We start from the raw sequence: 23,048 nt of genomic DNA, 5'->3' as shown, positions 1-23,048 counted from the left end.
GGCTCAGCGACGGCTGGCCGCCATCTCCCACGCCATCGCCATCGCCGCGCGCATCGAGGTCGGATCCGCCACGCCTTGCCCGGCGATGTCATAGGCGGTGCCGTGGTCGGGCGAAGTGCGGATGAAGGGCAGGCCCAGCGTCACGTTCACGCCGCCCGCGAAATCCACCGTCTTGATCGGGATCAGCGCCTGATCGTGATACATGCAGATCGCCGCGTCGTAACGGGCGCGGGCGGCGGCGTGGAACATCGTGTCGGCGGGCAGGGGACCCGCGATCCGCATCCCCGCATCCCGGTAGCGGGCGATCAGCGGCGCGATGAAATCCAGCTCTTCGCGCCCCATCGCCCCGCCTTCGCCCGCATGGGGGTTCAGCCCGGCCACGGCGAGGCGCGGCTCGGTCAGCCCGAAATCGCGTTTCAGCGCGGCATGGGTGATCTCGATCGTGCGGGCCAGCAGGTCGGGGGTCAGGACGCCGGGCACATCGGCCAGCGCGATATGGATCGTCGCCGGGACGACGCGCAGCTCGGGACAGGCGAGCATCATCACCACGTCCGCATCACCCGCCAGATGGGCCAGGAACTCGGTATGGCCGGGAAAGGCGAAGCCCGCGCCGTCCTTCAGCGCCTTCTTGTTGATCGGCGCCGTGACGACCGCGCTGCAATCGCCGCCCTGGACCAGCGCCACCGCGCGTTCGATGGCGGCGATGGTGCCGGCGGCGTTTTCGGGCGTCGGCTGGCCGGGCTGCGCGGTCGCCGCGAAGGGCAGCGGCAGTACCGCCAGCGTGCCCTCGGGGACCGCCTGCGCGGGGTGATCGACCACCTGCCAGCGCGTCCCCCCGGGCAGGTGCCGGGGATCGCCGATCCAGGCCATGGGCGCGGGGGGCCCGTCAGCTGCGATGCGCGCGGCCAGTTCGGGGCCGATCCCCGCAGGGTCGCCGCAGGTGACGGCCAGAGGCGCGGGAGCCGCCATCACGGATACCGGATATCGGCCTCGGCGCGCAGCCGTTCCAGGTAGAGCATCGCCTGGCCTTCGAGAGCGCGGTTCAACAGGCCCCGGCGCACGTCTTCGCGCGAGGGGGCGCCTTCACCGGCGACGATGCGGCGGCACAGGATGCGCACGACCAGCGCTCCGTTCTCGACCGTTTCGGCCGAGATCTGACCGGCATTCAGCCGCTCCAGCTCGGTCCGCTCGGCCGAGGAAAGCTCGCTTTGCGAGACGGTGATCTGCTCGACCGAGCCGGTCGGCAAACCGGGGAATTCGCGATAGACCACGGCGTCGAAATCGACGCAGGAATCGACGTTCTCGCGGATCCGCTGCAGATGCGCGAGATTGGCCTCGCTGCGCCCGCCGGGCAGGGCCACGCGGCGGAATTCGACCTGGATCTGGTCGGGCGGGACCTGCCGGGCCTCACGCCGGGCGCGAAGCTGGAAGAAGGCATAGGCGCCGGGCATCTCGATCGGGCCGATGACGGTGCCGACCGGGGCCGTGGCCATCGCCGCGCTGACCTGCGGCGGCATGGCCTGAATGTTGACCCAGCGGTCGATGCGCCCGCCCGAGGGCCCCGACGGCGCGGCCGAGACCTGCCGCGCGGCGTTCGAGAACTCGGTTTCCGACCGCATGCGCTGGATCTGCGGGATGATCCGCTCGACCTGGGCTGCGAATTGCGGGTCCGAGGGCAGGAAGATTTCCGAGAGCAGGATCTCGGTCGTGGGCTGCAGCCCTTCGAGCGACAGCGCCTGATCGATCTGCGCTTCGGTGATGCGGATCTGCGAGGCGTAAAGCGTGCGCACCAGTTCGCGCCAGATCACGCCGGCGCTGATGAAACTGACCAGCGTTTCTCGGTCCACCCCGGCCTGCGACAGCCGCGAGACCAGCTCTTCGCTGCTGATCTCGGCCCGCGCGGCGAATTCGGCGATGCCCGCTTCGATGGCGTCCGGGGGAACCCGGCCACCCAGCCGGCGGCCCTCCTGCATTTGCAGGCGGTCTTCGATCAGCCGCTCGATCGCGCGCTCGCGCGGGTTGTCGCCCGCCGCGCCGATGAATTGCAGGAACCGCATCTTCTGCGTGATGTCGTAATTGGTGATCGGGTCGTCATTGACGTAGAGCGCGGCGGCGAAAGGCGATTGCGCCTGCGCCGCGGGGATCAGCGCCGAGCCGGTCAGGACGGGCGCCCCGACAAGGGCTGTGGCCAGCGCCGTGCCAAGCGAAAGGGCAAGCGACCCGAGGGTCTTCCGAAGGCGCGACTCGTTCATAACTGCGATCCGTTCTGTTCGTCGTGCATGGCCCCGGACTAGCCGGTCGGGGGCGGGATGAAAAGGGGGCGGTCAGGTCCGGCAGGTGCGCCCGGCATCGCTTGGCGCGGCTCCGCCGATGCCCAGCAGCTCGACACGCATGTCGAACCGGGTCGAAGAGGACGGGTTCGTCGCCGTCACGAAGCGGCGCGCCATGGTCAGCTCGAAGGACAGGCATTCGTTGACGAAGGCAAAGCCCGCGCGCGCGGTCGCGAACAGGTTCTGGCCGATGTCGTAATCCCAGCCCAGCGTCGTCGACCAGCCATTGCCGAAGCGCCGCCCGATATCGACCGACCATTCCGACAGATCGACGGCGCGGTCCTCGAACCGGCTGGCGGGCACGTACAGATAGGTGGTCGACAGATCGGTGCGCCCCCGCGTCCACGACAGGTTCGTCTCGCCACGCGACAGGTTGCGCGTTTCGGGGTCGATGGCCATGCGCAGGGTAAAGGCATAGCCGTCCGTATGGCTGACCCGGCCCGCCAGCAGCCAGTCCGAGGTCGCGCGGCCCAGGGGTTGCAGATGCGCCGGATGATAGCCCGCAAGCGGCTCGCTGCGCCAGATCCGGCCGATCAGCGCCTCGGTCGACCAGCCGCTGGTCGGGTCGTGACGCGCCCAGCGCAGGCCGGCATTCACGCGGCTGCCGTCATCGGGCGCGTCGGTGCCGACATAGCGATGAAAGGCGAACAGGTTGCCGGCATCGAGTTCGGGCATGGTGTGGTCGTCATTGGGCAGCCGTTCGCCCGAGCGTTCGGAACCGATCACCTGCACGACCGGCTCGATCACGTGCCGCGCGCCGCCGGAATCGACCCGCATCCACGGCCAGCGCAATTCGACCATCGCCTGCGCGACGCCGCGTGTGACCGGGTCGAGATAGCGGATGTCGTCGTCGATGCGGACGTGATCCACGCGTCCGTTCAGCGCCGCCGTGGCCAGCAGCCCGCCGGGCAGCACGCCGCTGCGCCGCCAGCCCAGTTCGACATGCGCGCGGGCCACGTCGCGCCCGGCGCGACCGTCCAGCGTCGAGGCCCGCTCGAAGCCGCGCGCGCCATAGGACAGGGCCAGATCGCCGCCGCCGAGCGTATAGTGATGCTCGCTCTCGGCCTGCAGGGCGACATTGGGCTGCCGGGCGTTGATGTCGCCCGCGCGCAGCGAATAGAAGCCCAGCGCGCGCAGGCGCTGCGCCTCGTTGCGGCGGATGCGCTCAAGCGTGACGTGGCCATGCAGGCGCGCATCGTCGGTGATGCTGTAGGTTTCGAGATAAGTCCGGTCCGACGCCGCCAGCACATCGGCGGTCAGCACCCAGTCGTTCTGCAGATGGAACAGCGCGCGCACATAGCCGTAGCCGCGCAGGTCCGCCGCCGTGAGGTCATCGCGCGATACCTGTCCGCCGATCTCGATCCCGCCGCGCCGGCTGGCGTGCCGCCAGCGGAAACCGAGCGAGACCATGCCCTCGGTCGAGACGCGCGGCGTCAGCGTCAGGTCCTGCCGCTCGCCCAGCGGGATGAAATAGGGGATCCCGGCGGTGAAGCCCAGATCGCTGTCCATGGTGAATTCTGGCCGCAGGAAACCGCGCAGCCGGTTGGTGCCCGGTGCCGGCAGTACGAGGCGCGGCAGGTAGAACACCGGAACGCCGGCGATGCGGAACTGCGCATGGTCGAAAGCCAGACGTCCGCCGGGTTCGTCATGGATCACGCGCTCGGCACGGATTTCCCAGAGCGGGGTCGGGTTGGTGGCGCAGACCGGGCAGCTGGAGGCCAGCACCTGATCCATCTGGCTGACCCGGTTGGTGCCGCGCTCGATCCGCGCGGCCGAGATCTGGAATTGCTGGTCCAGCACCAGACGCGCGCTGGTGACGATGCCCGCCCGCAGCGAGGGCGACAATTCGGCCGCGTCGGCCAGAAGCACGGTATCGGGGCCGTCCGAAATCGTCAGTGGCCCGTTCAGGATGAGGGAATCGTTCGCGCGGTCGTAGCTGACACGCTCGGCGGTCATGCGAATCGAGCCGTGCCAGATCTCGACCGCGCCGGTGGCGATCAGGCGCCCGGCCTCGTCGACATAGACCTGGTCGGCCATCAGCGTGGCGGGAACCTGTGCTGCGGCGGGCCGGGCGCTGGCCACGAGCGCTGCGGTCGCCGGGACGATGGCGGGCGTGGCCATCAACGTGGCGCCGATCAGGGCAAAGCTCCGCAAGCCCGCGCCCGTCGCGCGGTTGCCGATCCTGCCCCCGATCCTGTTCATGGCGCGTGCAATGCGCATTCTGCCAGCCACTATCCGTCTTCCAGGTTCAGCAATACCCCAAGTGCCAGCAGCATGGAAGCTATCGGTGGTGTCCAGATTGCCAGCGACACCGGGATTTGCCCGTTCTCCCCCAGAACTTGCGCGAAGTTGCGCAGAAAGAACAGCGCGAATCCGGCCAGAACGGTGATCAGCACGCGACTTCCGGTGCCACCGGTGCGGCTGTGCTTGAAGCACAGAACCGCGCCCACCAGCAGCATCGCCGCCATGAGCGTGGGCAGGGCCAGTTCGGACTGGAACTGCGCCCGGTAAAGCCGCGAGGACAGGCCGGCCCGGTCCAGAGCACGGATGAAGGCGGGCATGTCCCACACCGACAGCATCCCCGCGCGGCTGACGCTTTCGCGGATGCGCTCGCCGGTGAGGTCGCTGTCGAGTTCCAGCGTGGGATAGCGCCGCGCCTCCTGCTCGGGATTCGAGGCGCGCAGATCCCAGCGTTTCGCCTCGGTCAGGATCCAGCGCCCGGGGACCAGCCGGGCTTCCTGGGCTTCGATGCGGATCAGCGGCACGCCGCTGTCGCGCTCGAACAGCATGAAGCTGACCTCGCCGAAACCCAGCCCGTCGGGCGAGACCGTGCGCGCGCGGATCACGGTCTGGCCCTGTTCGTCGCCCTGCCGCAGCCAGAGGGCCGAGCCCTCCAGCGAAATCTGGGCCAGCAGATCGGGCGAGGCCAGGCGTTGCAGCCGGTCCTCGTAGGTGCGGCTGGCCGCGGCGACCAGCGGATTGAACGCGCCGACGACAAGGACGCCGAACAGAAGCGTGGCGATGAAGGGTTCGCGCAGCATCCGCATCGCGCTGCGCCCGGCCGAGCGGATCACCACAAGCTCGCTGGAGCGGGCAAGGCCCAGGAAGGCCGCCATCGATGACAGGATCACCAGAAGCGGCAGGATCTGGTAGAAGGTCGAAGGCACCTTCAGCGCTGCCAGCCACAGGATCTCGGGCATCGGCACATCGCGCCCGCCGAAACGGCGCACCATCTCGACCGTCTCGAACAGCATCAGCATGCCGAAGAACACCGCCGCGATCATGGCAAAGCTCAGCGCCACCCGGCGGACAAGATACAGGCCCAGCGTCATCCGGCGATCTCCGGCGAGGAGGGCTCGGATCTGCGGACCCGCCGCGTGCGGGCGCCCCAGGCGATCAGGGCCAGGGCCGTTCCCAGCGCAAGGAACAGCGGCGCGAGCCCCAGCCATGCCAGCGAGACCTGGCGCATCGCCGTGCCCGCCACCGCGTTGTTGAGCATCTGCGCCACCGCCATCAGCGCCACGGCCAGCACCACCTCTTTCCAGAAGCCCAGCCGGCTGAAGCCCCCCGCCACCAGCGACCCGAAGCCAAGGAGCGCCGCCGCCAACGCGGCAAAGCCGTCGATGAACCGCGAGGCCAGTTCGAAGGCGAAGCGCGCCTCGTCCGCGCCGGTCTCGGCCAGGAGGGCCGGGGTGGGGTTCATCAACTCGCCCGACGACAGCTCCTGCACCGAGCGTCCGCCGCCCGCGGGTCCTGCGATGCTGCTCAGGTCATAGGTGAAGTCGCCGAACCCCGTGACCGACAGCCGGCCCGACTGCGCGTCGTAGATCTGCGCCTGACCGTCGATCATCACCAGCTTCGGCCCCGTCGCCTCGGGCACGATCAGTGCCGTGCGCGCGGTATAGTCGATCCGGGTCATCTGGCTGCGGGCATCCGACAGGTAGATCCCGCGCATCGCGCCCTCAGGCGTGATCTCGGTGATGAAAAAGGTGATCCCGTCGGTCGGATGCTGGAACACGCCGTCCTGCAACAGGCTGGCGGTCAGGTTCTGCGCGATTTCCGAGCGCCGTTCGGACAGCATCGTGCGCGCCTCGGGGATCAGGAAATGCATCAGCACGATCAGGAAGGCGCTGACGATCAGGCCGAAGACGGCAATCGGGCGGGCGATGCGATAGGGCGAGATCCCTGCCGCCGTCATCACCGTGATCTCGCTGTTCTTCAGCAATTGCAGCGTCACGTAGGTCGCGGCCACGAAGGCCGAGATCGGCAGAACCGTGCGGATCAGCATCGGCAGGCTGAGCGCGGTGAATTCCAGGAACACCGACATCGGCTGCCCGTCGCTGATGAGCTGATCGAACAGCCGCACCGCGCGGTTGACCCAGTAGACCGAGACAAGCACCAGCGAGAAAAAGCCGAACACCCACAGAAGCTGTGCCAGGATATAGCGATCCAGCCGCGTCACGCGTCCTCCGGGGTCTGCATACGATTGCGCGCAACTTAGCCAGAACCTTGCGTCAGTGAAACCGTCAATCCGCAGGCCCCGGCATGGCGGGCGCCGGCCCGCCGGAAAGCGGCGGATCCACGGCCCGCGCGGTGCACTTTCCAATCGGCCGGGCGCGGGCTAGGTTTCGCGCGACACAGATCAGGACGCATCACCATGGCCCTTCCCGACATTCGCTTCACCGCCCCCGATCCCGCCGAGATCGCTGCCCATCCCGGGCTTGTCGCCGTGTTCGGCGATCTGGCGCTTGATGCCGAGGCGCGGCGCGTCGACCGGATCACCAAGGGCGCGCTGACGCGGGCGCTGACCTCGGATGCCTGGGACAGCGTGCCCGAGGGCGAGGCGATGGTGCTGGCCTATCCGTCGAACATGGCGGCCAGCGCGATCCTGTTAATCAAGCTGCCGCGCCGGGCCGAGGCCTCGGTGCTGCGCAAGGCGGGGGCGAGCGTCGGCAAGGCGCTGAAAACCGAGGGCGCGCTGGTTCTGGCCAAGGCGGTCAAGTCGATCGCGCCCCTGGTCGAGGGCGCCGCGTTGCGCGCCTACAGCTATGCCCGCCGGGCCGAGGCGCCGAAAGCCCCCGGCGCGATCACTTTCTGCGTCAACGATCCTGACCATGCCGTGGCAGCGGCCAGCGAGGTGCTCGCCGTGGCAGAAGGCGTGCATTTCACCCGCGACCTGGTCAACGATCCGGCCAATATCCTGACGACCACGGAATTTGCCGAGCGTCTCGTGGCGCTGCGCAAGCTGGGGCTCGAGGTCGAGGTGCTCGACGAGCCCGCGCTGGAGACGCTGGGCATGCGCGCGCTTCTGGGCGTGGGGCAGGGGTCGGACAGCCCGTCCAAGGTCGTGGTCATGCACTGGAAGGGCGCCGAGGGCGCGCCTTTCGCGCTGGTGGGCAAGGGCGTCGTGTTCGATACCGGCGGAATCTCGATCAAGCCCGCGAGCGGCATGGAAGAGATGATCATGGACATGGGCGGCGCGGGTACCGTCGCGGGCACGATGATGGCCCTCGCGCTGCGCAAGGCGAAGGTCAATGTCGTGGGGCTGGTCGGTCTGGTCGAGAACATGCCCGACGGCAAGGCGCAGCGCCCGGGCGATGTCGTCACCTCGATGAAGGGCGACACGATCGAGATCATCAACACCGACGCCGAGGGGCGGCTGGTTCTGGCCGATGTGCTCTGGTACGCGCAGGAACGCTTCAAGCCGTCCGGGATCATCGACCTTGCCACGCTGACCGGCGCCTGCATGGTGGCGCTGGGCTATGAAAATTCGGGTGTGTTTTCCAACGACGACGATCTGTGCAACGCGCTGGTGAAAGCCGCGCAGGCGCAGGATGAAGGGGCATGGCGCCTGCCGCTGGGCCCGGCTTACGACCAGCTGATCAAGAGCCGCATGGCCGACATGAAGAATACCGGCGGGCGCTGGGCGGGCGCGATCACCGCGGCCCAGTTCCTTCAGCGCTTCATCAAGAAAGACCAGCCCTGGGTGCATATCGATATCGCGGGCACCGCCTATCCGGCCTCGGACACGACCTTCGCGCCCAAGGGCGCCAGCGGCTGGGGCGTGCGCACGCTCGATGCGCTGATCAAGGCAAGGTTCGAAAGCTGATCCATGGCCGTCGCCCGGTTCTATCACCTCACGCGCGATCCTGTCGAAGCGCTCTTGCCGCTTCTGATCGGCAAGGCGAACGAGATCGGGCTCAACGTGGCGCTGCGCGGGATCGACAAGGCGCGGATGGAGATGCTCGACCGCATCCTGTGGCAGGGCGACGGTTTCCTGCCGCACGGCATGGCGGGCGGGCCGCATGACGCGGATCAGCCCTGTCTGCTGGTCTGGGAAGACACGCCCGCCTCGGGGCTCGCCAATCGTCCCGGCTGTCTGGTGACGCTCGACGGGGCCGAGATCGGGCCCGACGAGGCGCAGGCGGTGGACCGGCTCTGCGTGGTGTTCGACGGCATGGACGAATCCGCCGTGGCGCGCGCGCGCGATCAGTGGCGCGCGCTGACCGGCGCCGGGATCGCCGCGGAATACTGGAGCCGCGAATCCGGGCGCTGGGAGTGCAAGGCCAAGCACCCGCGCGAATGACGCGCGGGTGTTCTTCCTGTATCGGGCGGACTTACGGTCGCCCGCCTGTCACGGGGCGCAATCGGCGCAGAACGGTGTTGCGGGCAGCACGTCGAGTCGCTCTTCGCTGATCTTCGTGCCGCAGGTGACGCAATAGCCGTACTCGCCCTCGTCAATGCGCTTGAAGGCCGCCCGGATCGCGCGGATCTCCTGCTGGCCCTCTTCGCCCATCGAGGTCAGCATCTCGTCCTGCTCGCGTTCGGTCGCAAGCTCTTCCCAATCCTTCGAATCGTGGGTCAGCAACTCGTCCTGAATGTCGTGCAGGCGCGAATCGAGCTCGCGCAGGCGGGCCAGAAGCTGCGTCTTGCGCTCCGCAACCGGGCGTTCGGGTGTGCCGGACATGGGCTTCTCCTCTCTGATTTCAGGGTTATTCTAGGATCTGGCGCGGGATACTGCATGATCCACATCAAATAATCACATTCAAAACTTGAAATGTGTTTCGGAACGTGTATGTTGCATTCAGCAAACGGAATATGGAGCCTGCCATGAAACCCGAAGTCTACGGCTTCTTCGACGAAGCGACCTTTACCATCACCTACGTGGTGCGCGACCCCTCGAGCAGCAAATGCGCGATTGTCGACAGCGTTCTGGACTTCGATTACGCCTCGGGGCGGACCGATACCCGCTCAGCCGATGCCGTGATCGCCTTCGTGAAAGAGAAGGGGTTCGAGGTCGAGTGGCTGCTGGAATCGCATGTCCATGCCGATCACCTGTCCGCCGCGCCCTATATCCAGCAACAGCTGGGCGGCAAGATCGCCATCGGCGAGAACATCGCCGTGGTGCAGGACACGTTCGGCAAGGTGTTCAACGAAGGCACCGAGTTCCAGCGTGACGGCTCGCAATTCGACGCGCTGTTCAAGGAAGGCGACAGCTTCCATATCGGCCAGATGCGCGGCGACGTGCTGCACACGCCCGGCCACACCCCCGCCTGCCTGACCTATGTCATCGGTGACGCGGCCTTCGTGGGCGACACGCTGTTCATGCCCGATTTCGGCACCGCGCGCTGCGACTTCCCCGGCGGGTCGGCCGAGACGCTCTATGCGTCGATCCAGAAGATCCTGTCGCTGCCCGACGAAACCCGCATCTTCGTGGGCCACGATTACAAGGCGCCCGGTCGCGACGAATACGCCTGGGAGACCTCGGTGGCCGAGCAGAAAGCGTTCAACATCCATGTGGGCGCGGGCAAGCCGGCCGAGGAATTCGTGTCGATGCGGACCGCGCGCGATTCCACGCTGGCCATGCCCCGGCTGATCATCCCCTCGCTGCAGGTCAACATGCGCGCGGGACAGATGCCGCCGGCCGAGGACAACGGCGTCAGCTACCTGAAAGTGCCGGTGAACGGGCTTTGACGGGCCTATTCTGGAAATTCAGGAAGGCAATATAAATCAAGGTTCTGGCGTAAGAACTTGAAGTCACGCCAGAGCTTTTCGACCAACATGCCGGACCCGGACAACAACGAAGCCGGGCCGGTCGCCATGCAAACGGGAAACACTGACATGCCAATGGATTGGATTTGGGGCCTCGTCGGGGGCCTCATGATCGGCAGCGCGGCTGCCTTCTACCTGCTGGTCAACGGCCGGGTCATGGGGGCCTCGGGGATCGTCGGGGGTCTTGTGGACAGGACCGGGTGGAGCACCTGGACCGAACGTCTGACATTCGTTGCCGGGCTGGCGCTGGTGCCTGCGGTTCTCAAGCCGTTCTTCGAGGCGCCGGTCAGCACCAACATTACCGACAATGTGCCCGCCATCGTCCTGGCCGGTCTTCTGGTCGGGGTAGGCACGCGGATGGCCAATGGCTGTACCTCCGGCCACGGCGTCTGCGGCATCTCGCGCTTCTCGCTGCGCGGGATCGCGGCCACCATCTTCTACCTCTTCGCCGGCGGCCTGGCCGTCATCGTCTTCCGCCACCTGTTCGGATCCATCTGATGCTGCGCAATCTTACCGCTTTCATCGCCGGCGGCCTGTTCGGGGCCGGCCTTCTTGTCTCGGGCATGACCGACACCACCAAGGTGCAGGGCTGGCTGGATATCTTCGGCGACTGGGACCCGACGCTGGCTTTCGTTCTGGGCGGAGCGATCCTGCCGATGATCGTCGCGTGGAACGTCGCCGCCCGGCGCGCGCGCTCGGTTCTGGGCTCTCCGCTGCCGGAAAAGCCCGGCTCGCAGATCGACCGCAACCTGATGATCGGTTCGCTGATGTTCGGCGCCGGCTGGGGCCTTGTCGGCTTGTGCCCGGGACCGGCCATGGCCTCGATCAGCTGGGGCGGCGTCGGCGGCGCGGTCTTCCTGTTGTCGATGTTTGCCGGTATGTATGTCGCACCGGCCTTCAAGATCCGTTTCAACCGGATGGCCGAGGCAATCAGCTGACCTAAGGCCAAGGAACGCCCCGCATGGATATCCGCCCGCTTTCCGACACATACAGCGTCACGCCGCAGATCGAGCCCGAGGATATCGAGGCGATCAAGGCGGCAGGCTTCACCACGGTGATCTGCAACCGCCCCGATGGCGAGATCCCGCCCGAGCTTCAGGCCGACGCAATGCGCGGGCTGGTCGAGGGGGCGGGGATGGCCTTCGTGGTCAACCCGGTGATCGGCGGTGCGCTGACGCAGGAGAATGTCGACGCGCAGCGCAGCGCCATCGATGCGGCGAGCGGCCCGGTTCTGGCCTATTGCGCCTCGGGCAACCGGTCGTCGATCGTCTGGGCGCTGGCCAATGCCGGGCGCAAGCCGACCGACGAGCTGATTTCGGCGGGCGCGCAATATGGCTACCAGGTCGCGCAGTTCCGCGAACTGATCGACCGGCTGGCAAAGGGCTGAGCGTCAGAGCCTAAAGCCAGACAATTATCAACAAAAGGCGCCCTCCGGCGCCTTTTATTTTATTAAACAAGCAGATGTCACGCGTTCTTCAGTTGAAGACGCAGTCGCGCCTTTGTGCCAGTCGGGTCTCGGCGCCTGTTGCAAGCAGGCGGATGTCGAAATGCGCCTCCATCCGTGCCAGTGTCTCGCGGTCGTAAACTTCGTGCCCCGACAACGCGAAGCGCACGGTTTCGGCTTCTGCCAGCCCCTCTTGCGGGCGGTCGAAGGCGAGCTGTCCCACATACTCCACCACCAGCCCTTCGCGCTTGTTCACCCGGTATTGTCCGCTCACCGCCGAGACGATGTCGATATCGCTGAATGCGGTGCCCGAGCCCGTGAAGGGTTCGATCAGGGCCGTGACCTGCGGCAAGGCGGTGTCCCCGGCCTCGACCCCCAGCCAGGGCTGGCCGAGCGTCACGCGGGTCGTTTGCAGGAACCAGGTGGGATTGCCCGCGACCACGGCAAGCAGCGTGTCGTCGATCACCTGTCGGTGCGGCTGCTGCGGCGACAGGACAGCCCGGCTGATGTCGTCGCGATAGAGCACGCCCCGTCCGATCGGCACCACGTCCATTCGTCCCTCGGGCCCGCTATAGCGCCAGCGCGCCAGCGCCGATTGTGCACCGTTCGAGCGGCCATCCAGTCGCAGATGGGTCGCCGCGCCCGAGGTGCTGACGGAAAAGTCGATGACCTCGGGCGTGAGACGGTGCAATTCCACCCGCTCACGGGTGCGGATCGGGGCAGAGCTTGGCGGACCGATGTCGACAACGGTCTCGCAGACAAGCGCGTAATCGCCGCCCTCGTTCACCGTGACGGGCCCGGTCAGCGGTGCCAGCGCGCCGGGAAAGGCGCCCAGGGACAGGGTGCCGCCAGCGCCGTCGCGCCCTTCGTCGATCAGCGCCCGCATCCGCGCCAGCCGCTCCGCCGCGCCGGGTTCCGTCACCTGGTCGAGAAAGGACTGACCCAGCCTTGCCAGCTCGGTCTGCTCGGCGACCGTCAGATCGGCGCGGGCCGGAGCCGGGGCCAGCCCCAGCATCAGCGGGAGGGCGGTCGCGGCGAACAGGCGAAGCGTCATGACTTTCTCCTGGCTGGGACCGGCCTTGCGGCGCCGCGGAGAAAGGGCAGAGGGCACAACACGGCCCGCTCCGGCGTCCTGCGGCGTCGGTCGATCCTGTGACGGATGGGTTACGGCTTCACCCTGCCGTCATGGCGCATAGGCGTAAAGACGGCGTTGACGCGAAGCCGGCGTCAGGCGGGCAAGTGTGCTGCAAGTGCCACTTCAAGCATCCCGATATCGGGCACGATGGTGACAAGATCGCGCAAACCGGCAGGAGCGAAGCCCTGCTCGATCACATGGTCGATGAGCGCGATCAGCGGCTGCCAGAACCCGTTCGTATCGACCAGGATCACGGGTTTGCCGTGCAGGCCGATCTGCGCCCAGGTCACGACCTCGAAGAATTCGTCCAGCGTCCCCGCGCCGCCCGGCAGCACCACCGCCGCGTGTGAATTGGCGAACATCACCTTCTTGCGCTCGTGCATCGTCTCGGTGATGACCAGCGCATCGAGGCTCGCGCGCGCCAGTTCGTCATGGATCAGGTGCGTGGGGATCACGCCGAAGGTGCGCCCGCCCGCTTCCTGCGTAGCCTGCGCCGTGGCCCCCATCAGCCCGACATCGCCCGCGCCGTAAACCAGCCGCCAGCCGCGCCTGGCCAGCATCGCCCCGGTTTCGCGCGCGGCCTGCATCATCGCCGGGTCGGTGCCCGGACGCGAGCCGCAGAAGACACAGACCGAGGGCGGGACAGGCGACATGGCAGACCTCTTGCTAGACCTTGGGGATGATAATTCTTTTGCCCATAGATACAGGCGTTGTTACAAAGGAAGTCACACGGGAACAAGGGCGCGGGCCTTTGCGGTCCGGCTGGTTTGACCCAAGGGTGACGGCACGATGATCAAGGGGCTCGTTTGGTGGTTGGGGGGCGGTGCGATCGTCGCGGCGGGGGTCGTGGCGTGGGTCATCCTCTCGGGCCGCCCGGCCGAGCTGGACGCGCCGGTCCCCGCCAATGACATCGCGGCCACAGGCGAGGTCGCGCCGCCCGCCGACACGGCTGCCTCCGCGCCAGAGCCGCGCGCGGATGTGGCCGAAGATGGGACCGAAAGCGCTGACCAAGATGCCCCGGTGACCGACGCCGACGCCGGGATGGCCGAGGCGCCGGTCGTGCCCGCCTTCGACGTCGTCCGGGTGGCGCGCGACGGGGCGGCACTGGTGGCGGGCTCGGCCAGCCCGGGGGCCGCGATCAACCTGCGCGTCGATGGCGCGGTGGTCGCGCAGGCAATGGCCGACAGCGCCGGGCAATTCGTGGCGATCTTCTCGCTGGGCAGCAGCGATGCCGCGCAGATGATGACGCTTGAAATGGAGGACGGCGCGGGCAACGTCACGCAGGCGGTCGATACCGTCATCCTGACCCCGCGTCCTCAGGCACCCGAGCAACTGGCCGCGCTGGCGCCGGAGGGGGACGCAAGCGGTGCCGAGACAGCGCGCCAGGCAGTGGCCGAGACGGGGGACACTCCCGGGGACGCAGGTCAGTCCGACGATCAGGGGGCCGGGCAGGCGGCGGTAGAGGGGCTCTCGGACGCGCCTGTCTCCGAGATGGCGCCTGCCGGCGATACGGCGGCAGACACTGGCCGCGAGGCGGCGACAACGGAAGACGCTGCAGGCGACGAGGCGCTGGCCTTGGATCTCGGCGCCGAGGAGCCTTCATCCGAAGAAACGGCCCCACGTCCTGCCGAGACCCCCGAAACGGCCCCGGATGGCGCGGCACCCGAGCAAGCGGGTGCCGCCGAGACGCCCGAAATCGCGTCCCCGCGCGAGGATTCGGCACCGGAAGCGCCGCGTGACGCCGAGATTGTCGCTGAAGCCCCGTCGTCCGACGCGCAGACCGAGACGCCCGATACGTCGCCCGCCGGTAGCGCGCCCGATACCTCAGTCGTGGAGCAGGCCGAAACTGCCCTGGCGCAGGCTCAGGCCGCTGCGCCGGGTGACACGGCCGAACTGCCGACCGCGTTCCTTCTGCGGGGCGACGGGCAGGTCGAGGTGCTCGATCCCGGTCCGAATGTCATGGATAACGTCGTCATCGACACGATCAGCTATTCCGACAGCGGGGACGTGCAGATCTCGGGTCGCGCGGCGGGCGTCGATCCGCGGGCGGATCTGCGGATCTACCTGGATAACCGCGCCATCGCGACGGCGACCGCCGAGGCCGGGGACTGGCGGCTTGATCTGCCCGCCATCGCGCCGGGCGTCTACACGCTGCGCGTCGATCAACTGAGCGACGGGGGCGGCGTGACCTCGCGCTTCGAGACCCCGTTCCAGCGCGAGGATCCGGCCCGCGTGGCCGAAGCACAGGCTCAGATCGACGCGCAGAACGCGGCGCTGGCACAGGCCGAGGCGCAGGCGCCGGGCGGCGACGTCCCAAGCGCATCGCCGGTCCCGGACATCGCGCAGGCCGAGGGGGGCGACGCGCCCGCCAGCACGACCGAGCCTGCAACGACGTCCGGCGAGCGTCCGGCCCCCGATGCGGAAGAGCCGGCGCAGATCGCTTCGGTTGACGCGGCCGGAACCGGGACGCAGGGCAATGGCCAAGCCGACGGCGAGAGCCGCCCGGCGTCGCAAGGCGACAGCCGGGTCTCGGCGCCGGTTGCGACGGATGCGCAAGCCAGTGCCTCCGCCGTCCCGCCGCCATCCGCGGACCCGACGCAAACCCGGACCGAAACCGCCGAGGCACGCGCGGTTTCGTCCGCCGATGCTGGCCGCGCGGCCGACGGGGAAGCGCCCGCAAACGGCACGCGCCCGGCGTCCGTCGAGGGCGACGCTTCCGACACTGCAAGCTCGCCCGTGCCGTCACCAATGCCGGCGCCCCCGACACCCAGCGTGTCGCTGATCACCGTCCAGCCCGGACACACGCTTTGGCATATCTCGCGCGAGCGCTACGGGCAGGGCGAGCAATACGTGATCATCTACCGCGCCAATCGCAGCCAGATCCGCGATCCCGACCTGATCTATCCGGGGCAGATCTTCACGCTGCCGGACCGCTGATCCGGTTCGCCGCACCGCGTCATTTCGCAGCCCATGCGGCCTTCGGACTGGCCCCGGCGGCGCGGGATGGCTATCTGTGTCCTCCGCGAGCCCTGTCGACGGATGCGTTTTCGCGCCCTTCCGCCGCTGCCGCCAGCCCGGAGCCTGAATGAGATACCGCCCCAGTTCGAACGCGCTGCCCTCCGATCCCAGCGAACCCCGCGCCTCGGGCTGGGCGACGATCGCCAAGGTCGCGCCCTATCTGTGGCCCGAGGGACAGACTACGTTGCGCGCGCGCGTGGTGCTGGCGATGCTGGCGCTTCTGGCCTCGAAGCTGATCGCGGTGGGCACGCCCATCCTGTACAAGAGCGCGGTCGATGCGCTGGCGCCGAGCGAGCTGGATGCGGGCTGGCTGGTGGGGATCGGGGCGGTCGGGCTGACGGTGGCCTATGGCCTTGCCCGGCTGATGAACAACGGCTTCCAGCAATTGCGCGACGCGCTGTTCGCGGCGGTGGCGCAACGCGCGCTGCGCCGGCTGGCGCTGGAGACCTTCACGCATGTCCACCAGCTGAGCCTGCGCTATCACCTGACGCGCAAGACGGGCGGGCTGAGCCGGATCATCGAGCGCGGCGTGAAGGGCGTCGAGTTCCTGCTGCGCTTCCTGTTGTTTTCCATCGGGCCGCTGGTGCTGGAATTGTTGATGATCGGCGTGGTCATGACGATCCTGTTCGACATCTGGTACATGGTGGTGATCCTGGGGGTGATCACGCTTTACGTGGCCTTCACCTTCATCGTCACCGAATGGCGGGTGAAGATCCGGCGCGAGATGAACAAGCAGGATACCGACGCCAACCAGAAGGCGATCGACAGCCTGCTGAATTTCGAAACCGTCAAGTATTTCAACGCCGAAGCGCGCGAGAGCCGGCGCTATGACACCGCCATGGCGGGCTATGAACAGGCGGCGCTGAAGACGTCGTATTCGCTGGCGATCCTGAATTTCGGCCAGACCGCGCTGATCACCTCGGGGCTGGTCGCGGTGATGGTGATGGCGGCGCGCGGCGTGCAGGCGGGGACGCTGACGGTCGGAGATTTCGTCATGGTCAATGCCTACATGATCCAGATCACGATGCCCCTGGGTTTCCTGGGCACGGTCTATCGCGAGATCCGGCAGGCGCTGGTCGATATGGGCGAGATGTTCGGCCTGCTCGAACAGCCGCCCGATGTGCACGAGAAGCCGGGCGCCCACGCGCTGGCCCTGCGGGGCGGTCGCGTCGCGCTGAAGGATGTGCGTTTCGCCTATGATCCGGCGCGGCCCATCCTCAAAGGGATCACGCTGGACGTGCCCGCCGGTCAGACACTGGCGCTGGTCGGGCATTCGGGCAGCGGGAAATCCACGATCGGGCGGCTGCTGTTCCGGTTCTACGACGTGACCGGCGGCGCGATCGAGATCGACGGGCAGGACATCCGCGACGTGACGCTGGACAGCCTGCACCGGGCCATCGGCGTCGTGCCGCAGGACACGGTGCTGTTCAACGACACGATCTATTACAACATCGCGTACGGCAAGGACGACGCCACCCGCGCCGAGGTCGAGGCCGCGGCGAAGGCGGCGCGGATCCACGATTTCATCATCGGGCTGCCCGAGGGCTATGACACGCAGGTGGGCGAGCGGGGGCTGAAACTGTCGGGTGGCGAGAAGCAGCGCGTGGGCATCGCGCGCACGCTTCTGAAGGATCCCGCGATCCTGCTTCTGGACGAGGCGACCTCGGCGCTGGATACGCAGACGGAACGCTCGATCCACGAGGCGCTGGCGGCGGCCGGGCAGGGCCGCACGGTCATCACCATCGCGCACCGGCTGTCGACCGTGGTCGATGCCGACCGGATCGTGGTGCTGGAAGCGGGCAAGGTGGTCGAGGCGGGCAGCCATGCCGAGCTTCTGGTACAGGGCCAGCGCTATGCGCAGATGTGGGCGCATCAGGCGGCCGAGCGGCTGGTCGACGCGGCGCAATAAGCCCCGTCGTGGCCCGGCGGAGCGAGAGCAAGGGCAAGGCAAACGCCGCGCTCAGGCCCCCGCAAGGGGAGCCTTCGCGCGGCGTGTCGGGGCCCTTCGGGCCCCTCCGGTCCCGGCCCGTTACGAGCGCTTGACCGGGCAGGTGCTGATGCCGAGGATCGAGTAGAGCGGGCAGGTGCCGGCGAGCCCTGTCACCAGCGGCACGATGCCCAGAAGGAAGGCCCAGCGATAGGCCGCGTCAGGAAAGAGGAAGAAGCAGGCGATCAGGGCGAGACCTGCAACGATCCGGAGGGCGCGGTCGAGACCGCCTTCATTGCGCGCGAACATGGGGTGCTCCTTTGGGGCCAGCGGGATAATCTGCTCTGACGCTACATCCCCTTTGTCCTTGCCGTCTGTGACATGGTCACATCGGATCGTCACCCGACCGAGGCAAGCTGTCGCAGCCCCGGCAGGTCGCGCAACAGGATGCGTCCGCGTTCGGTGCCGACCAGTCCGCGCCTTGCCAGCGCTTCGAGCCGGCGCGACACCACCTCGCGCGCGGATCCGATCCGCGCGGCGAGCTCCGCATGGGTGGCCGTGACCAGGCCCTCGGGCCCCAGATCCAGCAGCGCCTGCGCCAGCCGGGCCTCGACCCGGGTGAAGGCCACGCGTTCGAGGAGTTGGGTCATCTCGCTCATTCGGGTGGCGAAGGCGTGGAAGACCTGCGCGCGGAACGGTCCCGAGCGATCCATCAGCGCGCGGAAGAGCGGCGCGGGGATCAGCGCGAGGCGGGTGTCGCGGACGGTGATCGCCTCGCCGGTATAGGGCTCGTCGCCCATCAGGCCCAGCGTGGACTGGATGCAGCTCTGGCCGGGTTCGATGGCGTAGAGCAGGATCTCGCGCCCCGAGGCCCCGGTGAGCGAGACCTCGACCCGGCCCGACAGGATCACGGCGAAACCCTGCGCCTGCTCGCCGGGACCAAAGAGCCTTGTTCCCGCCGGTAGCGCGTGAACGGGCAGGGCGTCGAGACGGGCGATATCGGGGGCATCGAGCCCCGCAAAGGCCGCCGCCGCCCAGCCCGCGCCCATCAGCCGCGCCCGCGTTTCTCGAAGCGCGGCAGCATGGCCGAGAAATCCATGCCCTTGCCGTTCTCCTGCTCGACGAAATGCTCGTAGAGCGCGGCGGCAAGCTGGCCCATCGGCGTGTCGGCATCGGCGCTTTCGGCTGCCTGTTGCGACAGGCGCAGGTCCTTGAGCATCAGCTCGGCGGCGAAACCGGGCTTGTAGCCGTTATCGGCGGGGCTGGTCGCGCCGACGCCCGGCGCGGGCGTATAGGCGTTCATCGTCCAGCTGTAGCCAGACGAGGTGCTGACGACATCGTACATCTTCTGCCGGTCGAGCCCCAGCTTGTCGGCCAGTGCGAAAGCCTCGCAGGTGGCGATCATCGTCACGCCGAGGATCATGTTGTTGCAGATCTTGGCCGACTGGCCCGCCCCGGCCGCGCCGCAATGGACGGCTTTCTGGCCCATGATCTCGAACAGCGGCTGCACGGTGGCAAAAGCCGCGTCGCCACCGCCCACCATGAAGGTCAGCGTGCCCGCCGAGGCCCCGCCGACCCCGCCCGAGACCGGTGCGTCGAGCGCCCCCAGCCCCGCCGCTTCCGCCTGTTCGGCCACCGCTTTCGCGCTGTCCACGTCGACGGTCGAGCAATCGCACAGCACGGCGCCCGGTTTCATGGCCGGGATCACCAGGTTGGCGACCGAGCGCAGGATCGCGCCGTTGGGCAGCATGGTGATGACCACATCGGCCTCCTGGACGGCCTCGGGCGCCGAGGCGGCCATGGGGATGCCCTCGGGCGCGGCGGCGGTGTCGAAGCCGGTCACGCTATGGCCGGCCTTGATCAGGTTCTGCGCCATCGGCGCGCCCATATTGCCAAGGCCGATAAAGGCGATGTTCATTGCGGGTCCTCCTCTTGATCCGCGGACGCTGGCTGCGTCAGGGAAATGTCAGCTCGTTCTCGCCAAGGCTTTCCAGCATCGCCGCGACATCGGCCTCGGGCACGGCGTCGGGGGCGTCGTGGCGCCAGCGGGGATTGCGGTCCTTGTCGATCAGGAGCGCGCGCACGCCCTCGATGAAATCCGACCGCTCCATCGAGCGCCACGTCCAGCGGTATTCCTGCTTCAGCGCCTCGGCCAGGCTTGCCGGGGCAGGGCGCAGCATCGCCAGCGTGGAGGCCATCGACAGGGGCGAGTTATGGCGGATCGCCTTGAGCGTGCGCGCGGCCAGATCCGAGCTGTCGGCTTCGAGCGCGGCGACGAAATCGGCCATCGTCTCGCCCGCGAAAAGCGCGTCGATATGGTGCTGCTGGGCGGCCATTGCGCTTTCGGGCGTGCCATGGGCGGGCAATTCGATCACGTCACCCGTCTCGCACAGCCGCGCCTTCACCGCGTCCCACTCGGCCTCGGGGATGAAACGGTTGGCAAAGCGCGCATGGATCGCGTCGCCCGGCCCCATCCGTGCCGCCGTCAGCGCCAGATACAGGCCCAGCTGCCCCGGGGCGCGGCCCAGAAGCCATGTGCCGCCCACATCCGGGATCATGCCGATGCCGCATTCGGGCATCGCCATCTGTGTCGATTCGCCCACCACACGGAAGGGAATATGGCAGCCGTAACCCACGCCGCCGCCCATGACGAAGCCCTGCATGAAGCTGACGACCGGCTTGGGATAATGCGACAGCAGCAGGTTCATGCGGTACTCGTCGCGCCAGAAATCCCGGCCCATCGCGTAATCGCCTGCCTTGCCCGCCGCCGTGACCTGCGCCACGTCGCCACCCGCGCAGAAGGCGCGGTCGCCCGCGCCGTCCAGGATCACCAGCGCCACGTCGGGATCGTTGCGCCACGCTTCCAGCGCCTCGGTCGTTTTCAGGCAGATGTCATGCGTCAGCGCGTTCAGCGCCTTGGGGCGGTTCAGGGTCAGGCGGCCGGCGCGGCCCTCCTTGCGGATGAGGATTTCGGGTTCCATCAGCCTCTCTCAGCCAGCAGCGCCCGAACGGTGATCAGACGCATGATTTCGTTCGTGCCCTCAAGGATCTGATGCACGCGCAGGTCGCGCACGATCTTCTCGATCCCGTAATCGGCAAGATAACCATAGCCTCCGTGAAGCTGAAGGCACTGGTCGGCGATGCGCGAACCGGCTTCGGTGACGAATTTCTTGGCCATGGCGCAGAACTTGGTCGCGTCGGGCGCCTTCTGGTCGAGCTTCCACGCGGCCTGCCGCAGGAATATGCGGGCCGCCTGCAGCTCGATCTCCATATCGGCCAGCCGGAACTGCAGCGCCTGGAACTGGTCGATGCTTTTGCCGAAAGCCTTGCGCTCGCCCATATAGGCCAGCGTCTGGGTCAGCGCGGCCTGCGCACCGCCCAGCGAACAGGCCGAGATATTGAGCCGCCCGCCATCGAGCCCGATCATCGCGTATTTGAACCCGTCGCCTTCGGTCCCCACAAGGTTCTCCAGCGGCACGCGGCAATCGTCGAACTGCACCTGCCGCGTGGGTTGCGACCGCCAGCCCATCTTGTCCTCGAGCCCGCCATAGGACAGGCCCTCTGTCCCGTGCTCGACCACCACGGTGGAAATGCCCTTGGGCCCGTCATCGCCCGTGCGGCACATGACGACATAGGCGTCCGAATAGCCGCCGCCCGAGATGAAGGCCTTGGTCCCGTTCAGCCGGTAGCCGTCATTGCCCTTCGCCGCGCGCGTCTTCAGCGCCGCCGCGTCCGAGCCCGCGCCGGGTTCGGTCAGGCAGTAGGACAGGACTTTCTCCATCGTCACGGCGGGGGCAAGGATGCGGGCCTTCACGTCGTCCGAGCCGAATTTGTCCAGCATCGCCGCGCACATGTTGTGGATGGACAGGAAGGACGCGACCGAGGGGCAAGCCATGCTGAGCGCTTCGAAGACCAGCACCGCGTCCAGCCGCGACAGCCCGGTGCCGCCGTTCTCTTCGCTGACATACAGCCCGCCAAGGCCCAGCTCGGCCAGCTTCGGCCACAGATCGCGCGGGATCGTGCCCTTGGCTTCCCATTCCCGCGCATGGGGCGCGATATGCTCCTGCCCGAAGGCATGGGCCATGTCGAAAATGGCGATCTGCTCGTCGCTCAGCGCGAAATCCATGCGCGTCCCTCCCTTGGCTCATGGAATTGAACACTCGTTAAATTCCGATTGTTTCAGGAGTTTTGCAACCGCGTGCAAGTGCGACGCTGCGGCGCGAGCGTTCACGCCGAGGGCGGATTACTGATCGTCTGACACCAAAGCTTCGACGTCCCGTTCCGGCAGGCCCAGAATGTCGAGCGCATCGGTTTCGCGCCGCTGGATGGTCGAGATCACCGAGGCCACGCCCTGCCACGAGCGCATGATGAGCTTGGCCATCTCGAAGCCTTCGTCATGCGGCGCGTAATAGACCAGCAGGGTCTGCGTCCCGTCGGTGGGGCGGAAGATATCGGCTTTCTGAGCCTGTATTTCCATCAGCCGGACGATATCGGATTCGAACCCGCTGACATCCGACAGGTCGATCAGTTGTTTCTGTCCCGGCGAACGGTCGGGATGGGGCAGGTATTCGCGGATCAGCCGGACGCTGTCGTCGATGGTGACGAAACCCCAATAGCGGACATAGACCAGTCCACGCGCGGGCAAGATCCGGAAACTCGCAGGCAAGGAACCCTCGAAAACTCTGTTCAGACGGTCAGGTTAGGCGGGAATCCGCTTGGTTACCACAAAGTTCTTGCCTGCCAGTGCTTTTGGCCTCCGGCGTCAGCCGGTCACGATGACCTGCCCCCGCATCGAGGGATGGATCGCGCAGGCATATTCATAGCTGCCCGGCGTGTCGAAGGTCAGCGCGCCGCTGTCGCCGCGGTTGAGGCGCCCGGTATCGGCGCCCGTCGCGCGGAAGGTCGCGGTATGGGGCGCCGCGTCGCTGTTGGTCCAGCGCACGCTGTCGCCGGCGGCGATGGTGATCGTCGCGGGGGCAAAGGCCATGCCCTGGATCGTGACCTCGGCGGTGGCGGCTTTGGCGCGCGTTGCAAGGCCAAGCGCGATCGGGGCGCCGGCGGTCAGGATCAGGGCTTTGCGGCGGGTCAGGTCGGTCATCGGTTTCTCCGGTTTCGCGGTTTGGACGTCCTGTGTGCCATGTT

23 protein-coding genes are annotated in these 23,048 nt (G+C 67.5%); 8 read left to right on the top strand and 15 right to left on the bottom strand.

The features are described from left to right. Positions 1-3: 3 nt before the first annotated feature. The 5 genes from pdxA to lptF form a co-directional block, all read right to left on the bottom strand. Positions 4-969 carry a 4-hydroxythreonine-4-phosphate dehydrogenase PdxA gene (gene pdxA, locus C4N9_RS06545; protein ID WP_109532485.1) on the bottom strand — a complete coding sequence of 322 codons (966 nt, stop codon included), beginning with the start codon at positions 967-969 and terminating at the stop codon, positions 4-6. Further along, positions 969-2,252, bottom strand: coding sequence for a peptidylprolyl isomerase (locus C4N9_RS06540; protein ID WP_109532484.1), 1,284 nt, complete (start codon positions 2,250-2,252; stop codon positions 969-971). Before C4N9_RS06540 ends, pdxA begins: the two co-directional genes overlap by 1 nt. A gap of 72 nt (positions 2,253-2,324) precedes the next feature. Next, positions 2,325-4,550, bottom strand: a complete 2,226-nt coding sequence (locus tag C4N9_RS06535; RefSeq protein ID WP_109532483.1) for an LPS-assembly protein LptD — start codon at positions 4,548-4,550, stop codon at positions 2,325-2,327. Positions 4,551-4,561: 11 nt separating this feature from the next. Continuing rightward, on the bottom strand, positions 4,562-5,662 hold the full coding sequence (gene lptG, locus C4N9_RS06530; protein WP_168192138.1) for an LPS export ABC transporter permease LptG: 1,101 nt from the start codon (positions 5,660-5,662) through the stop codon (positions 4,562-4,564). Next, on the bottom strand, positions 5,659-6,792 hold the full coding sequence (gene lptF, locus C4N9_RS06525; RefSeq protein ID WP_168192137.1) for an LPS export ABC transporter permease LptF: 1,134 nt from the start codon (positions 6,790-6,792) through the stop codon (positions 5,659-5,661). Before lptF ends, lptG begins: the two co-directional genes overlap by 4 nt. Before the next feature lie 195 nt (positions 6,793-6,987). On the opposite strand from lptF, the gene C4N9_RS06520 reads away from it, so the two are divergent. Both C4N9_RS06520 and C4N9_RS06515 read left to right on the top strand, forming a co-directional pair. Next, on the top strand, positions 6,988-8,439 hold the full coding sequence (locus tag C4N9_RS06520; RefSeq protein ID WP_109532480.1) for a leucyl aminopeptidase: 1,452 nt from the start codon (positions 6,988-6,990) through the stop codon (positions 8,437-8,439). A gap of 3 nt (positions 8,440-8,442) precedes the next feature. Further along, the gene (locus tag C4N9_RS06515) at positions 8,443-8,916 is read left to right on the top strand and encodes a DNA polymerase III subunit chi (RefSeq protein WP_109532479.1); all 474 of its coding nucleotides are present in this window, start codon (positions 8,443-8,445) and stop codon (positions 8,914-8,916) included. 48 nt (positions 8,917-8,964) lie between these two features. Here the strand turns inward: C4N9_RS06515 and C4N9_RS06510 are convergent, their stop codons facing one another. After that, positions 8,965-9,297: a TraR/DksA family transcriptional regulator gene (locus C4N9_RS06510; RefSeq protein WP_109532478.1), complete on the bottom strand. Its 333-nt coding sequence runs from the start codon at positions 9,295-9,297 to the stop codon at positions 8,965-8,967. A gap of 143 nt (positions 9,298-9,440) precedes the next feature. On the opposite strand from C4N9_RS06510, the gene C4N9_RS06505 reads away from it, so the two are divergent. The 4 genes from C4N9_RS06505 to C4N9_RS06490 all read left to right on the top strand — a co-directional run bounded on the left by C4N9_RS06505 (position 9,441) and on the right by C4N9_RS06490 (position 11,769). Next, positions 9,441-10,304, top strand: coding sequence for an MBL fold metallo-hydrolase (locus C4N9_RS06505; RefSeq protein ID WP_109532477.1), 864 nt, complete (start codon positions 9,441-9,443; stop codon positions 10,302-10,304). Between the two features lie 147 nt (positions 10,305-10,451). Then, a complete protein-coding gene (locus tag C4N9_RS06500; protein ID WP_109532577.1) occupies positions 10,452-10,880 on the top strand; it encodes a YeeE/YedE family protein in 429 nt (142 codons plus the stop codon). Continuing rightward, entirely contained in the window at positions 10,880-11,320 is a 441-nt protein-coding gene (locus C4N9_RS06495; protein ID WP_109532476.1) for a DUF6691 family protein, read from the top strand. Before C4N9_RS06500 ends, C4N9_RS06495 begins: the two co-directional genes overlap by 1 nt. Positions 11,321-11,343: 23 nt before the next feature. After that, entirely contained in the window at positions 11,344-11,769 is a 426-nt protein-coding gene (locus tag C4N9_RS06490) for a protein tyrosine phosphatase family protein (protein WP_109532475.1), read from the top strand. Between the two features lie 88 nt (positions 11,770-11,857). Here C4N9_RS06490 and C4N9_RS06485 read toward each other — a convergent pair whose 3' ends face one another. Then, positions 11,858-12,880, bottom strand: coding sequence for a hypothetical protein (locus C4N9_RS06485; protein WP_109532474.1), 1,023 nt, complete (start codon positions 12,878-12,880; stop codon positions 11,858-11,860). 173 nt (positions 12,881-13,053) lie between these two features. Further along, positions 13,054-13,614 (bottom strand): LOG family protein, encoded by a 561-nt coding sequence (locus C4N9_RS06480; protein WP_109532473.1) that lies wholly within the window; start codon positions 13,612-13,614, stop codon positions 13,054-13,056. A 136-nt stretch (positions 13,615-13,750) separates the two neighbouring features. Between C4N9_RS06480 and C4N9_RS06475 the strand changes: the two genes are divergently transcribed. After that, positions 13,751-15,898 (top strand): LysM peptidoglycan-binding domain-containing protein, encoded by a 2,148-nt coding sequence (locus tag C4N9_RS06475; protein WP_109532472.1) that lies wholly within the window; start codon positions 13,751-13,753, stop codon positions 15,896-15,898. 148 nt (positions 15,899-16,046) lie between these two features. Further along, complete coding sequence (locus C4N9_RS06470; RefSeq protein WP_109532471.1) at positions 16,047-17,888, top strand: ABCB family ABC transporter ATP-binding protein/permease; 1,842 nt, start codon at positions 16,047-16,049, stop codon at positions 17,886-17,888. A gap of 120 nt (positions 17,889-18,008) precedes the next feature. Here the strand turns inward: C4N9_RS06470 and C4N9_RS06465 are convergent, their stop codons facing one another. The 7 genes from C4N9_RS06465 to C4N9_RS06435 form a co-directional block, all read right to left on the bottom strand. After that, on the bottom strand, positions 18,009-18,215 hold the full coding sequence (locus C4N9_RS06465; protein ID WP_109532470.1) for a YgaP family membrane protein: 207 nt from the start codon (positions 18,213-18,215) through the stop codon (positions 18,009-18,011). Between the two features lie 89 nt (positions 18,216-18,304). Continuing rightward, the gene (locus tag C4N9_RS06460; RefSeq protein ID WP_109532469.1) at positions 18,305-18,955 is read right to left on the bottom strand and encodes a Crp/Fnr family transcriptional regulator; all 651 of its coding nucleotides are present in this window, start codon (positions 18,953-18,955) and stop codon (positions 18,305-18,307) included. Beyond that, positions 18,955-19,824 (bottom strand): 3-hydroxyisobutyrate dehydrogenase, encoded by an 870-nt coding sequence (mmsB, locus tag C4N9_RS06455; RefSeq protein ID WP_109532468.1) that lies wholly within the window; start codon positions 19,822-19,824, stop codon positions 18,955-18,957. The genes C4N9_RS06460 and mmsB overlap by 1 nt, the downstream gene beginning before the upstream one ends. Before the next feature lie 37 nt (positions 19,825-19,861). Then, the gene (locus C4N9_RS06450; protein WP_109532467.1) at positions 19,862-20,887 is read right to left on the bottom strand and encodes an enoyl-CoA hydratase/isomerase family protein; all 1,026 of its coding nucleotides are present in this window, start codon (positions 20,885-20,887) and stop codon (positions 19,862-19,864) included. Continuing rightward, complete coding sequence (locus tag C4N9_RS06445) at positions 20,887-22,032, bottom strand: acyl-CoA dehydrogenase family protein (RefSeq protein ID WP_109532466.1); 1,146 nt, start codon at positions 22,030-22,032, stop codon at positions 20,887-20,889. The genes C4N9_RS06450 and C4N9_RS06445 overlap by 1 nt, the downstream gene beginning before the upstream one ends. Before the next feature lie 117 nt (positions 22,033-22,149). Further along, positions 22,150-22,572, bottom strand: a complete 423-nt coding sequence (locus C4N9_RS06440) for a hypothetical protein (protein WP_109532465.1) — start codon at positions 22,570-22,572, stop codon at positions 22,150-22,152. Positions 22,573-22,668: 96 nt separating this feature from the next. Then, complete coding sequence (locus C4N9_RS06435; RefSeq protein WP_109532464.1) at positions 22,669-23,004, bottom strand: cupredoxin domain-containing protein; 336 nt, start codon at positions 23,002-23,004, stop codon at positions 22,669-22,671. Positions 23,005-23,048: the final 44 nt, after the last annotated feature.

This window comes from Pararhodobacter marinus, from assembly GCF_003122215.1.
GTDB lineage: Bacteria > Pseudomonadota > Alphaproteobacteria > Rhodobacterales > Rhodobacteraceae > Pararhodobacter > Pararhodobacter marinus.
Note: the sequence above shows the minus strand (reverse complement) of the source record. Positions and strands in the feature narration are given on the sequence as shown.